The 13,376-nt window shown below is 67.7% G+C and carries 10 protein-coding genes; 9 read left to right on the forward strand and 1 reads right to left on the reverse strand.

All coding sequences use genetic code 11. The annotated features are described in order from the left end of the window. Nucleotides 1–27 precede the first annotated feature (27 nt). Nucleotides 28–3,918, reverse strand: a complete 3,891-nt coding sequence (locus M5C98_RS03780) for a methyltransferase domain-containing protein (protein WP_272551065.1) — start codon at nucleotides 3,916–3,918, stop codon at nucleotides 28–30. 76 nt (nucleotides 3,919–3,994) lie between these two features. On the opposite strand from M5C98_RS03780, the gene M5C98_RS03785 reads away from it, so the two are divergent. The 9 genes from M5C98_RS03785 (at nucleotide 3,995) to M5C98_RS03825 (ending at nucleotide 13,358) form a co-directional block, all read left to right on the forward strand. After that, a complete protein-coding gene (locus M5C98_RS03785) occupies nucleotides 3,995–4,780 on the forward strand; it encodes a glycosyltransferase family 2 protein (RefSeq protein ID WP_272551067.1) in 786 nt (261 codons plus the stop codon). After that, the gene (locus tag M5C98_RS03790) at nucleotides 4,777–5,880 is read left to right on the forward strand and encodes a glycosyltransferase family 4 protein (RefSeq protein ID WP_272551069.1); all 1,104 of its coding nucleotides are present in this window, start codon (nucleotides 4,777–4,779) and stop codon (nucleotides 5,878–5,880) included. The genes M5C98_RS03785 and M5C98_RS03790 overlap by 4 nt, the downstream gene beginning before the upstream one ends. A gap of 148 nt (nucleotides 5,881–6,028) precedes the next feature. Beyond that, on the forward strand, nucleotides 6,029–6,922 hold the full coding sequence (gene argB / locus M5C98_RS03795) for an acetylglutamate kinase (protein WP_272551071.1): 894 nt from the start codon (nucleotides 6,029–6,031) through the stop codon (nucleotides 6,920–6,922). A gap of 143 nt (nucleotides 6,923–7,065) precedes the next feature. Next, nucleotides 7,066–7,773: a response regulator transcription factor gene (locus M5C98_RS03800; protein ID WP_272551072.1), complete on the forward strand. Its 708-nt coding sequence runs from the start codon at nucleotides 7,066–7,068 to the stop codon at nucleotides 7,771–7,773. A 52-nt stretch (nucleotides 7,774–7,825) separates the two neighbouring features. Then, nucleotides 7,826–9,268, forward strand: a complete 1,443-nt coding sequence (locus M5C98_RS03805) for an ATP-binding protein (protein WP_272551074.1) — start codon at nucleotides 7,826–7,828, stop codon at nucleotides 9,266–9,268. A 122-nt stretch (nucleotides 9,269–9,390) separates the two neighbouring features. Next, the gene (gene slmA, locus M5C98_RS03810) at nucleotides 9,391–10,044 is read left to right on the forward strand and encodes a nucleoid occlusion factor SlmA (protein ID WP_272551076.1); all 654 of its coding nucleotides are present in this window, start codon (nucleotides 9,391–9,393) and stop codon (nucleotides 10,042–10,044) included. A 272-nt stretch (nucleotides 10,045–10,316) separates the two neighbouring features. Beyond that, nucleotides 10,317–10,985, forward strand: coding sequence for a TetR/AcrR family transcriptional regulator (locus M5C98_RS03815; RefSeq protein ID WP_272551077.1), 669 nt, complete (start codon nucleotides 10,317–10,319; stop codon nucleotides 10,983–10,985). Between the two features lie 72 nt (nucleotides 10,986–11,057). After that, nucleotides 11,058–12,863 (forward strand): acyl-CoA dehydrogenase C-terminal domain-containing protein, encoded by a 1,806-nt coding sequence (locus M5C98_RS03820; protein ID WP_272551078.1) that lies wholly within the window; start codon nucleotides 11,058–11,060, stop codon nucleotides 12,861–12,863. A gap of 60 nt (nucleotides 12,864–12,923) precedes the next feature. Then, nucleotides 12,924–13,358 (forward strand): DUF2147 domain-containing protein, encoded by a 435-nt coding sequence (locus tag M5C98_RS03825; RefSeq protein ID WP_272551079.1) that lies wholly within the window; start codon nucleotides 12,924–12,926, stop codon nucleotides 13,356–13,358. Nucleotides 13,359–13,376 lie beyond the last annotated feature (18 nt).

Raw genomic sequence — 13,376 nt, forward strand, 5'->3', positions numbered from 1 at the left:
TTTTCAGGGCGCCGCGCGGCGCCCGCCTCAGGCTTGTAGCCAGCTCTTGACCCGGCGCTGCCACTGCGCCGGGATGCGCCGTGCAACGCCGCGCAGCACCGGCAGAGAACGCAGATAGACCACCGCCGACAGCACGCCGGACTTGGCGGCCGCGGTGGGCGTGGCCTCGGGCATGTAACGCTGCAGGTCGGCCAGGGTCATGCGGGTCAGCGCAGCCACGGGCGTGGAGTCCGCCAGGTAGTCTGTCTCGTAGCGGAACGGTGCGGACGATTCATGCGGCACGAGGGCATTCGGCTGCGACTCGGCCAAGGACGGGGCCTCGCCCTGGGCAAAATGCCGGTCGCGAACCCCGGTGAACCAGGCCAGCCATTGAGCGGGCGTGGCATCCCAGGGGTGCACCCAGCTCCAGGGCCGGCCCGACAGGCGCTCGGCGAAAGCGCCGATGTCGGGCACCACCACCGGCAGGCCGGCCAGCAGGGCGGCGCTCAGGGTGTAGCTGTAGGTCTCCGGCCATTGGGCGGGGAACCAGACCAGGTCCGGCTCCAGCCACTGCAGCAGGCCGGACAGGTCCTTCTCCTCGTATTCGCCATGGATGGTCAGGCGCGCGCGGGGCTGTGTCTGAAGGTGGCGGTAGCCGTAGCCGATGAGGTGGAAATCCACCAGGGCATTGCGGCGCGCCGCCTCGATGGCGACGGCTTCCAGCACATCCGCGCCCTTGATGGCACTCAAAGCGCCGATCACGACGATCCTGAGCCGCTGGCCGGGCTGCAGCGTGCGCGGTGCGGGCAAGGGCAGCGATGCGCCGTCCGGCAGGTCAGTGTGGGGCACGGCATGCACATGCGCCGCGGGCGCAAAGCCGGCAATGCGCCGGGCCGTGTCGTGGCTGGGTGCCAGCACATGGCGTGCGCCGGTGAGCAGGCGCGCATTCGCGCCGCGCCATTCGGCGACGGTGCCGCCCAGGGGGGAATGCATGTCCGGCGCGCAGCATTGGCATTGCCCGGGACCGATCTCGCCGGCGTAGCGGTTGGTCGCGTCGGTCATCGAGATGTGCGTGCAGTAGCTGTAGTAGTCGTGCGCGGTGAAGTCGTAGGGCACATCCAGCAGGTGTGGAATGTTGCGCACTTCCTGGCCATGGCCCAGCAGGTGATGGAAGTGCACCTGCCGCACGCCCAGTTGCCGCAGCACAGCGAGCAGATCGTCGTATTGGTCGTTCAGGCGGAAGGTGAGTTCGAACCCCTCGTCCTGCCCCGCCATGCGCAGCCGCACGCTGTGGCCCGGGGCGGGCGTGAGGGTGATGAAGGTGGCCTGGTCCGCGAGGTGCGCGGCCAGCTCGCGGACATGGCGGACCGTGCCACCGGCGCGGTCATGCAGCACGGCGAGCACGGCAGGCACACCGGCCTCGGCGATGCGGGCGACGTCGAGCGCCAGCCGATAGGGCTGCGCCGGATCGGCCTGCACGAACGCGTGCACATCGCGCTCGTAGCGGGGGTGCAGGCGGCGCAGGGTTTCCATGGCGGCGAGCTCGCGTGGGCTCTTGCTGTCGCCGAAGCTGACCCCGCCGGTGTGCAGCACGAAGGTGTCCAGCAGGTGCAGATTGCGCCAGCCGGCGGCGTGGGCGCGCTGGCAGAAATCGTTCTCCTCGCCGTAGCCCTTGCCGAAATGCTCGGTGTCGAACAAGCCCAGCTGCACCAGGCAATCGCGCCGGATGTACATGCAAAAGCCGACGCCCGTGGGCACGTCCACGACCGCGCCGGCATTCGTCCTGGCGCACAGCGCATCCAGGCGGGCCGTGTCGTAGCCGGGCGGCAGGTCGTTGTCCTTGCAAAAGCGCGGGTAGCTGCAGATGGTGGCGTTGTTGGAGAACGGCGTGACCGAGGCGACCTTGGCGTCGCCATAGGCGGCGTTGCGGATGCGGTCGAGCCAGTCGTTGGCCACTTCCGTGTCGCTGTTGAGCAGCAGCACGTCGTTGCTGCCGCTCAGGGCCATGCCGCGGTTGACCGTGCCGACGAAGCCGAGGTTCTCCTCGTTCTCCAGCAGCACGATGCGCTCGTCCTGCGTGGCCCGCTGGCGCAGCCAGGCCGTGACTTCGGGCTCGGGGCTGGCGTCGTTGATGACGATGAGGCGGTAGGGCGTGGCGCATGGGCTGGCCAGCACGGAATCGACGCACATCTGCGTGTCGGCCAGGCCCCGGTAAACGGGCACGATCACATCCACGGGATGTGGCGTCGGCGTGACCTGCACAGGTCCCTGCGGTGCCGCTGCGGCCACATGCTTGGGCGCACGGCCCAGAAGGCGGTCGATGCGCATCTTGGTGTGGACGAGGGGGCGGGTCGCGCGGAACACGGTGGAGTTTTCGATCGTTTTCAAATGGTGGGCGAGGGCGCCGTAGTCGTGCTGCAGGCGGCCCAGTTCATGCTGCAGGCGGGTGGCGTTGCGCTGGAACTGGGCGGACTCCTGCTGCAGGTCGGCCCGCTGGCGCAGCAGCGTCTGCGCGCTGTCCTTGAGCGTGGCGTTGTGCTCCTGCAAGGCCTGGTTGGTGTACTCCAGGGTGCGCTTGTCGCCCTCGAGCACCTCCTTTTGCTCGCCCAAAGCGCGTTTCTCCTGCTCGAGCGCCTCGCGGGTCTGGTTCAGCCGCTGCTCGGCCTCGTGCCGGGCCCGGGCTGCCTCTTTTTCCAGGGTGGCGATGCGGTCCTGCAGGGGGAAAACGGCGCCCGACAGGGTGAGGTAGTCGGCGGACATGGGCCATCCCACATCGATGTCCAGCACGGCCCCGGCGCCGCCGTGGGCTGCCAGCACGTCCCGGGGAATCGGCAGTTCCATCCAGGGGTCGTCTCCGGTCAGCAACAGCAAGGTGGCGGGAGAAGCGGCCGGCATGGGCTGCTCCCACACGATCTGGCTGTGCGGCGAGCGGGCCAGCAGCGAGCGCGATGCGCTATCGGCCTTCCATGTCCACACGGCGTCGCCCTGGGCATTGCGCAGGGCCATGCCATGCAGGTGCATGAAGCCGGGGCGGTCCGCCGGGTCGAGCCGCACGTTCGTGAGGGGTGCCGGCGTGTCGGGCAAGGTGAAGCGCACCGTCTGGCGTTCGCGGCCGATGATGCCGGTGGAGGTCAGCTTGCGGTCTTCGGCATATTGGCCCGCCTGGCCCAGGTAGAGCTGGGCGGTGAACAGCGCGTGGGCTTCCTGCGCATCGGAAGTGCCGCCTTGGTCTTCGGTGATGGCCTGCGCGGCCGGTTGCGCCACGGCGATGAACTGGTAGGCCATGGCGTCGGGCGCGCCGAGCAGATGGCGCGACACGGCCGGCGGCAGCAGATCGAATGCGGCCTTGAACTCGGATTCCGGCACCTCGCGGCGCACGGTGTCGATCTGATCGACGGCCCAGCGCTGTTCGCCCAGAAAGCGCCCCAGCGAACGCCGGGTGAAAAAACGCAGGTGCGTGCGGTCCAGCAAGCCCTCGTCTCGGTAGCGGAACTCGCCCTGGAGCAATTCGGCCACCAGGCCGCAATAGCCGGCGTTGGGAACGGAAATGAGCAATTGACCGCCGGTTGCCAGCAGTTCGCGGCACTGCGCCAGAATGCCCTCGGGCCGCCGCAGGTGTTCCAGCACGTCGGCGCACACGATGTAGTCGTAGCGCTGGCCGGTAAAAAGAGTAACGAGATCGCAAGTCTCCAGATCGGAGACTTCCACGCGCCGGTAGTGGGGGCGGGCATGGTCTGCCTCGGCTTCGCTCAGTGTCACGCCATCGCTGATGCAGCCACGGGTTTCTGCCAGATACTGCCCGAGGGCGCCGCTGCCGCAGCCCAGGTCGAGCACCGTGGAGCCCTCGCGGACAAGGCTCGCCAGCACGGAAAGAGAGGTGCGTTCGTCTTGCTTGATGGTGCGCAGATAGACGTGCAAATCCTCGATTGTTTGGGTCATCCCCGGATTATGACGGGCGCATGGCAGGGGTCCGTCTGGCGGGGCAGTGTGCGATGCAGACGACAATACCGGGTTCATGACGTCACATATCAATGCGGAGCGGGGCCTGGCGGTCTCGCTGATCAGCCACGGCCACGGGCCCTGGGTGCAGGCTTTGCTGCAGGATCTGGCGCGTTGGTGCGGCGGCAGCGTGTCGCGCGTGGTGCTCACGCTGAATCTGCCCGAGGCCGAGCCGCAGGCGCCCGCCGAAGGCTGGCCTTTCCTGCTGGAGATTCGCCGCAACGCCGCGCCCCTGGGCTTTGGCGCCAACCACAACCGCGCCTTGCGCGGTGCGAGAGAGCCGATGGTTTGCGTGCTCAACCCCGATGTCAGCTTGCTCGGGGGCAACCCGTTTCCCGCGCTGTGCGAGGCGGCCTGGCCTGCGGATGTGGGCTGCGCCTATCCCGAGCAGGTGGACGGCCGTGGCCAGCCGCAGGACTCCGAGCGCGAGCTGCCGTCGCCCGCCGCGCTGTGGCGCCGCCGCGTGCTGCGGCGCCGGGAGCATCGCGTGGATTGGGTGAATGCTGCGTTTTTGGTGATGCGCCGCGCGGTGTGGGAAGCGCTGGAGGGGTTCGATGAAAGGTATTTCATGTATTGCGAGGATGTCGATTTGAGCTTGCGCATGCGGCTGAAGGGCCTGCGCCTCCAAAAGGGCGCGGCCCGGGTGGGCCATGTCGGACAGCGCGATAGCCAGCGCCGTTTTTCCTACCTTGCATGGCACGTGCGCAGCCTCTGGCGGCTTTGGCGGTCTCCGGTGTATCGGCAGGCACGATCTTTGTTACCAGGGGGTACTGGCGGCCCGCATACCATCGGCGCTCCATGATCTGGTTGTCTCTGGTCGCTTTTCTGGTTTCCACATTGGTGGCTGCGGGCATCGTTCGATGGGGGCGCGACCATGCGTCCGTGTATGGCGACACCATGCCCCAGCGGTTCCACCTGGGAGATGTACCCCGGCTGGGCGGGGCCGCGTTGCTGGCCGGCATGGCCTGCAGTTGGCTGCTCGGGGTGGTTCAAACGTCGTGGATGGGCGATCCGGGCTCGCTGCGGCTGGGCGCGTGGGTGGTCTGGTGGATCGTGGCGCTCCTGCCATCCGCAGTGGGCGGCATCGTGGAAGACCTCACGCAGCGGCTCACCGTGCGTTACCGCCTGCTGCTCACCGCCATGTCCGGCGGGCTGGCGCTGATGGTGCTGCAGCTGAACGTGCAGCGCATGGGACTGCCCTGGCTGGACACCTTCCTGGCCGAGACGCCTTGGCTGGGCATGACGATCGTGGTGCTGGCGGTGGCCGGCCTGCCGCATGCCTTCAACATCATCGACGGCTACAACGGCCTTGCAGGCATGGTGGCGTTCATCGTCTGCCTCGCACTGGCGCACGTCAGCCTGCAGGTGGGGGACCGGTCGCTCGCGACGCTGTTCGTCTGCACGGCGGCGGCAACCGCCGGCTTTCTGGTGTGGAACTACCCGCGGGGCATGATCTTCGCGGGCGATGGGGGCTCGTACATCTGGGGCGTGGTGATTGCGCTGGGCAGCATCTCGCTGGTGCAGCGCAACCATGATGTATCGCCCTGGTTCCCGATGCTGCTGCTGATCTACCCAATCTGGGAGACGGTGTTTTCCATCTACCGCAAGCTGGTGCGCGGGGTCTCGCCCGGCGTGGCCGACGCGCTGCATTTCCACCAGTTGATCTACCGGCGCATCGTGCGCGGCGTGTTCCACGACGACGAATCCCGCCGGGTGCTGATGCGCAACAACCGCACCTCGCCCTATCTCTGGGGCTTCACCCTGCTGACGGTGGTGCCCGCCGTGCTGTTCTGGAGCAACACGGTCGTGCTGGTGATCTTCTGCGGGCTGTTCGTGATCGCCTACGTCTCGGCGTACCTGGCGATCGTGCGCTTCAAGGTGCCCAGCTGGCTGCGGCACTGAATCCAACCCCGATCGCCAGGAAACGGCGGCGCCCGGTGGTGTCCGGGCCCGCTCATCCCCTGGCCCCGCCGAAGCGCCGCTCCGGCGCCGGGGCAAGGCACAATGCGCATCTCCATCGCTTAACCGCTCCTTCAGCCGCGAGCTTTTCATGACGACCGACCTTCTTTCGATTGCCCCCCGCGACAAGGCCGAAATCCTGGCCCAGGCGCTGCCCTACATCCGCAAGTTCCATGGCAAGACCATGGTCATCAAATACGGCGGCAACGCCATGACCGACCCGGCCTTGCAGGCCGACTTCGCCGAGGACGTGGTGCTGCTCAAGCTGGTGGGCATGAACCCGGTGGTGGTGCACGGCGGCGGCCCGCAGATCGAGACCGCGCTCAACCGCCTGGGCAAGAAAGGCCAGTTCATCCAGGGCATGCGGGTGACCGATGCCGAAACCATGGAAGTCGTGGAATGGGTGCTGGCCGGCGAAGTCCAGCAGGACATCGTGGGCCTGATCAACCAGGCCGGCGGCAAGGCCGTGGGCCTCACGGGGCGCGACGGCGGCATGATCCGGGCGCAAAAGCTCAAGATGGTGGACAACAAGGACCCGAGCATCGAGCACGACATCGGCCAGGTGGGCGACATCGTCTCCATCGATCCGAGCGTGGTCAAGGCGCTGCAGGACGATGCGTTCATTCCCGTCATCAGCCCCATCGGCTTCGGCGAGAACAACGAGAGCTACAACATCAACGCCGATGTCGTGGCCAGCAAGCTCGCGACCGTGCTGCAGGCCGAAAAGCTGGTGCTGCTCACCAACATTCCGGGCGTGCTGAACAAGGCGGGCGAGCTGCTCACCGACCTCACCGCCCGCGAGATCGACATGCTGTTCGCCGACGGCACCATCTCCGGCGGCATGCTGCCCAAGATCGCCGGCGCCCTGGATGCCGCCAAGGCCGGGGTGAACGCGGTGCACATCATCGACGGCCGCGTGCCGCACGCCATGCTGCTGGAAATCCTGACCGAGCAGGCCTACGGCACCATGATCCGCAGCCACTGACATGCATCACGCCGCCTTGCCCGCAGTGCACGACACCGCGTCCAGCGCGGCGAGACGGCATTGCTGCTGTGTTCGATTCACTTGTGCGGTGGCCGCATCCGGCCTTACCGCGCAGGTCCGTCCCTGAAACGGGTGACCGGGCGATGCGCCTGCTGCTGGTCGAGGACGACGTCATGCTGGCCAGCGGCATCAAGCTGGGCCTGACCGACGCGGGCTATGCGGTGGACTGGGTGGGCAGCGGCGAGCGCGCCGAAGAGGTGCTGCGCACCGAATCGTTCGATGCCGCGATCATCGACATCGGCCTGCCGGGCATGGACGGGCTGGAACTGACCCGCTGCCTGCGCCGCCCCGAGATGGCCCATCCGGCCATGCCGGTGCTCATCCTCACGGCCCGCGACGCCCTGCACGACCGGGTACAGGGGCTCGACCTGGGCGCCGACGACTACATGGTCAAGCCCTACGAGCTGCCCGAACTGCTGGCGCGGCTGCGCGCCCTGCTGCGGCGCTCGCAGGCCGCGACCACCGCCATCCTGAGCTTCGGGCCGCTGGAGCTGGACACGGCCGGCCGCACCGTGAGCATCCGCACCGCCAGCGACCCGAATGCGCGCCAGCCCATCGAACTGGGCCCGCGCGAGTGGACGGTGCTGGAATACCTGCTGATCCACGCGCCCAAGCCGGCCAGCAAGGACAAGCTCTTGCAGGCCCTGACCGGCTGGGACAAGGAAATCACGCCCAATGCGGTCGAGGTGTACGTGTCCCGCCTGCGCAGCAAGCTCGAACCCAACGGCGTGGCGCTGCGCTCCATCCGCGGCTTCGGCTACCGGCTGGAACTGCAGCCCCCGCGCGGCTGAGCGCGTCGCCATTCCCTTCGCTCAGCGCCCATCCGGACACCCGGCCGCCGCCATGACCTCCGCGCTGCGCATCCGGCTGCTGCTGCTGCTGATCCTGCCGCTGTGCGCGCTGGCGCTGGCGGGCGCGTGGCTCGACTACCGCTCGGCGGACGAGGCCGCCAGCCGGCACGACCAGCGTCTGCTGCGGCTGCTGCCCGCGCTGGCAGACTCGGTGGTGGCCCCGCCGGTGAGCGACGGCGGCCCGCCGCTGCTGCTGCTCGCGCCGCCCGTGGAGGAGTTTCTGCGCCAGAACAGCGGCTTTGCCGGCTACAGCGTGAAGGACCTGTCCGGCCGGGTGCTGCTGGGCGAAGGCTGGGTGCAAGGCGCCGTCCCCGCCACGCACGACCCCGAGTTCCACAGCGTCGAGTACGACAGCGTCACCTACCGCGTGGCCGTCCAGCGCAGCCCCACGGGTGCGGGGGAGCTGGTGGTGGCGCTGGCCGACGGCTCCGATCCGCGCCAGCAGTGGGGCAAGCAGATGCTGCTGCGCGTGCTGCTGCCCAACCTGGTGCTGGTGGCGGCCGCTGCGCTGGCGATCCACTGGGCCGTGCGCCGCGCGTTCAAGCCGCTGGTGGACCTGGCCGAGGCCGTCGCCCGGCGCTCGCCCCGGGACCTCAATCCTATTGACGAGGCGGCCTCGCCCGTGGAGGTGCGGCCCCTGGTGTATTCGCTCAACCGGCTGTTCGCCCTGGTGAACGAGCAGGCCGAAGGGCAGCGCCGCTTCGTGGCCGACGCCGCGCACCAGCTGCGCACGCCGCTGGCCAGCCTGCAGGCACAGGTGGAAGCCTGGGCGCTGTCCGCGCAATCGGCGGGCGGCCGGGAGGGGTATGAATCAAAACAGGCTCCGGCGCAAATGGGACTAGGGCATGGTGCTATATATTTAGAAGCAGACCAGATCGAGAAGCTGCGGCAGGCCACGCGCCGCACCTCCAAGCTGGCGCACCAGTTGCTGGCCCTGTCGCGCGCGGACGCCCGGAGCCTGGACGCGCAGGCTATGCAGAGCGTGGATTTGAAGGACCTGTGCGAAAGCCTGCTGGAGGCGTTCCTCGACGCGGCCACGGCCAAGGGGCTGGACCTGGGGCTGGAGGTCGCGCCGGCCCGGGCCGTGGGCCACGGCTGGCTGCTGCGCGAACTGCTCACGAACCTGGTGGACAACGCCATCAAGTACACCCCGGCCGGTGGCGCCGTGACCATCCGCTGCGGCGGCGCTGCGAACGGCGGTGCCTTTCTGCAGGTCGAGGATGACGGGCCCGGCATTCCCGAGGCGGAGCAGGCGCGGGTGCTGCAGCGCTTTTACCGCGTGCCGGGGGCTGCGGGAGAGGGCACCGGCCTGGGGCTGGCCATTGCCGACGAGATCGCGCGCGTGCACGGTGCAGCGCTGGGCCTGGGGCGCGGGCCGGCCGGTGGGGGGCTGGTGGTGACGGTGTTTTTAGCGCCGGCGCGCAAGGCCCGATAGCGCCACCCGTCCCGTTGCCTTGGGGGGCGAAGCGGGGAAGCGGGACATGCGGGAGGGAGCGCCTGCCTCGCCCAAGTCCGCCGGGACCGTGTGCGAGAATCAATTGCATACATCTCTTGCCCATGCCCGAACTCCAGTCCCTGCCTGAACCTGCCGCCGCCGTGGTGCAAGACGCCCCTGCGGCCCGCAAGCGCCCCAAGCCCGGGGAGCGCCGGGTGCAGATCCTCCAGGCGCTGGCCGGCATGCTGGAGCAGCCCGGCTCGGAACGCATCACCACCGCTGCGCTGGCGGCACGCCTTTCGGTCAGCGAGGCGGCGCTGTACCGGCACTTCGCCAGCAAGGCCCAGATGTTCGAGGGCCTGATCGATTTCATCGAGCAATCGGTCCTCACGCTGGTCAATCAGATCATGGAGCGCGGTGCGCAGTCCGACACCTCGGGCACGCAGCAGGCCGCGCGCATCGTCGCCATGGTGCTGCAGTTCGGCGAGCGCAACCCGGGCATGGTGCGCGTGATGGTGGGCGATGCCCTGGTGCTGGAGAACGAGCGCCTGCAGCAGCGCATGAACCAGTTCTTCGACAAGATCGAATCGAGCCTGCGGCAGTGCCTGCGCCCCGCCGCGCAGGCCGCCGGGGCCGAGACGCCCACGGTCGATGCCCAGGTGCGTGCTGCAGCGCTGTGCGACCTGGTGCGGGGGCGGCTGCAGCGGCATGCGCGCTCGGGCTTTCGCCGCGCGCCGAGCGAGCATCTCGAAGCCACGCTCGCGCTGCTGCTCTAACCTGCCGCCCTGACCCCATCGCTGTTCCGGCTGCCTGAACGGCGGCAGGCAGCGCAGTTTTTCTCTTTCCCTCGAAGCGTGCGAGACCCGCCTGCCGGCCATGCTGGCGGCCACGGCTCGATGCAGCCGCAGAGCGGTGCGTGGTCCCGCCTTTTCCGGAGCCGCCTTCTCGGCTAGGGGTTTTCCCGGTGCAGAGCCCCTGATCGCCCCGAGGGATGGGCAGTCCCGGTGTTTTCATGCAAAATAGCACGATCGTTCGTTTTATTTTCTCCATGCCGGTCACCCCCTTACCATCCCGTCCCGCCCGCTCCGCCAGCACCCGCGAAGGCCGTGCCTTGCAAAAAGGCCAGCAGACCAAGGCGGCGATCGTGGAGGCTGCGCTGGGCCTGGCCACGCACATCGGGCTGGAGGGCCTGTCCATCGGTGCGCTGGCGGATGTGACGGGCATGAGCAAGTCCGGCGTGTTCGCCCATTTCGGTTCGCGCGAGGAGTTGCAGATCTCCGTCATCCGCGAATACCACGCGCGCTTCGAGCAGGAAGTGTTCTACCCGGCCGTGTCCGCCCCGCGGGGGCTGCCGCGGCTGCGGGCCCTGTTCGGCAACTGGATGAAGCGCACCTCCATCGAAATCGATTCGGGCTGCATCTACATCAGCGGTGCCGTTGAGTTCGACGACCGCACCGGGCCTGTTCGCGATGCGCTGGCCAGTTCCGTTCTGACCTGGCTGGCCGCCATGAAGCGCGCCATTGACCAGTGCAAGGAGCAGGGCGAACTGCGCGGCGACGTGAATGCCGAGCAGATGCTGTTCGAGATCCATGGCCTCATCCTGGCGCTGCACTACGAGGCGCGCTTCCTGCAGACGCCCGGCTCCATCGACCGGGCCAATGCCGGCTTCGACAGCATCCTCACCCGCTATGGCGCACCGCCGCCCGCGCAGGATTGACCGACCCGTTTCGCTTTTTTCTCTCCCTTTTTCCTTTTCATTTCCCACCCTTTCCATCCAAGGAGCCTCCCCATGCCGACCTACACGCCGCCCCTTCGCGACATGCAATTCGTACTGCACGAGGTGTTCAAGGCGACCGAAGAACTCAAGGCCCTGCCCAAGCATGCCGACGTGGATGTGGACACCATCAACGCCGTGCTGGAAGAGGCGGGCAAGTTCGCCACCGGCGTGGCGTTCCCGCTCAACATCAGCGGGGACGAGGAAGGCTGCACGCTCGACAAGGCGACGCACGAGGTGACCACGCCCAAGGGCTTCAAGCAGGCCTACGCGCAATACGTCGAAGGCGGCTGGGCGGCCCTGAGCTGCGAGACCGAATACGGCGGCCAGGGCCTGCCGTTCGTGCTGAACCAGTGCCTGTATGAAATGCTCAACAGCGCCAACCAGGCTTGGACGATGTACCCCGGCCTGTCGCACGGCGCCTACGAGGCGCTGCACGCGCACGGTACGCCCGAGCAAAAGAAGCTCTATCTGCCCAAGCTGACCAGCGGCGAATGGACCGGCACCATGTGCCTGACCGAGCCCCATTGCGGCACCGACCTGGGGCTGCTGCGCACCAAGGCCGAGCCCGTGGCCGGCGCGCCCGAAGGCACCTACAAGATCACCGGCAACAAGATCTTCATCAGCGCGGGCGAGCACGATTTCACCGAGAACATCGTCCATCTGGTGCTGGCCCGCCTGCCGGATGCGCCCAAGGGCAGCAAGGGCATCAGCCTGTTCATCGTGCCCAAGTACCACGTGAACGCCGACGGTTCGCTGGGCGAGCGCAACCCGATCTTCTGCGCCGGGCTGGAGCACAAGATGGGCATCCACGGCAACGCCACGGCGCAGATCGCCATCGACGGCGCCATCGGCACGCTGGTGGGCCAGCCGCACAAGGGCCTGCAGGCCATGTTCGTGATGATGAATGCCGCGCGCCTGGGCGTGGGCAACCAGTCGCTGGGCCTGACCGAAGTGGCGTTCCAGAACGCGCTGGCTTATGCCAAGGACCGCACGCAGATGCGCAGCCTGTCGGGCACGAAAGCCAAGGACAAGGATGCCGACCCGATCATCGTGCACCCCGACGTGCGCAAGATGCTGCTGACCGCCAAGGCCTATGCCGAGGGCGCGCGCGCGCTGCAGATCTACTGCACGCTGCTGCTGGACAAGGCGCACGGCCACCCCGACGAGAAGGTGCGCCAGGAAGCGGACGAACTGGTGGCGCTGCTCACGCCCATCGTCAAGGCCTTCATCACCGACAACGGGCACATCGCCACCAACCACTGCATGCAGGTCTTCGGCGGCCACGGCTTCATCAAGGAATGGGGCATGGAGCAGTTCGTGCGCGACAACCGGATCAACATGATCTATGAAGGCACCAACACCATCCAGTCGCTGGACCTGCTGGGCCGCAAGGTGCTGGGCAACAACGGCGCCACGCTGAAAAAATTCGGCAAGCTGGTGGGCCAGCTGGTGCAGGAAGAGGGCGTGAACGAGAAGATGGCCGAGTTCATCAATCCCATCGCCACCCTGGGCGAGCAGATGACCAAGTTCACTACCGAGATCGGCTTCAAGGGCTTCCAGAACCCCGACGAAGTGGGTGCCGCCGCCGTGGACTACCTGCGCGTGGCCGGCCACCTGGTGTTCGGCTACCTGTTCGCCCGCATGGCCCAGGTGGCGCTGCGCGAGATCGCCAATGGCAACACCGACCCGTTCTATGTCGCCAAGCTGCAGACGGCGCGTTTCTACTTCGCCAAGCTGTTCCCCGAAACGGCCACGCTGATGCGCACCGCGCGCGCTGGCGCCAAGCCGCTGATGGACACCGACGCCGCGCTGGCCTGACCGCCGGGCCGCTTGTTCACCGCTTTGCCCAACTTCAAGCCTTTTTGCACTGGAGCCGTTATGAATAAAGCGCTAGCAGCTATGTTTTTTGTAGCAATTGCCGCCCCCGCATGGGCCCAGATGTCACCCGTGGGCGGGTGGCGCAGCATCGACGACAAGACGGGCGAGGCCAAGGCCGAGATCCGCATCGCCGAGTCGGGCGGCGCGCTCACCGGGCGCATCGAGAAGTCGCTGAAGAAGGACACGCCCCCCGATGCGGTCTGCGTCGAATGCCAGGACGACCGCAAGGGCCAGCCCATCGCCGGCCTGGAGATCATCCGGGGCGGCAAGAAGGCCGAAGGCAAGGACGTGTGGGAGGGCGGCAAGATCCTCGACCCCGAAAACGGCAAGGAATACCGCGCCAGCTTCACGCCCATCGATGGCGGCGCCAAGCTGGAGGTGCGCGGCTACCTCGGCCCGTTCTGGCGCACGCAGGTCTGGCAGCGCATGCAGTAACCCATTCCAAAGAAACCA

Source organism: Acidovorax sp. NCPPB 3576 (assembly GCF_028473605.1).
Taxonomy (GTDB): Bacteria; Pseudomonadota; Gammaproteobacteria; order Burkholderiales; family Burkholderiaceae_C; genus Paracidovorax.